Origin of the sequence: Streptomyces noursei (assembly GCF_001646665.1) — a bacterium.
GTDB lineage: Bacteria > Actinomycetota > Actinomycetes > Streptomycetales > Streptomycetaceae > Streptomyces > Streptomyces lavendulocolor.
Window position 1 is genome coordinate 1 of the sequence record NZ_LWBU01000063.1, and the last position, 256, is coordinate 256.

The following is a 256-nucleotide window of genomic DNA, read 5'->3' on the forward strand; positions in this document are numbered from 1 at the left end:
GGGGACGAAGGCCTGGTCGTAGGAGTCGAAGGGGTAGGGCTCGTCGAACTTCTCGTGGTACCGGTCGAAGCACTGGCGGGTGACGTCGAGGATCTCGTCGGCGTCGGCGTCGAGGGACGGGGCGAGGGAGCGGCGGCAGTGGGTGCCGAAGGGCAGGCCGGGGGGCTCGGGGGGGGCGGGGGGGCAGGGGGCGGGGGGGGCGGCGGCGGGGGAGGGGGGGGTCAGGGGGGGGGGGGGGGGCTGCGCGCGGGCGGGG

Annotated in this window: 1 pseudogene; it reads right to left on the reverse strand. The window is 78.9% G+C overall.

The annotated features are described in order from the left end of the window. A pseudogene (locus A4V12_RS38375) lies at positions 1-256 on the reverse strand (aminopeptidase N); the annotation flags it as partial.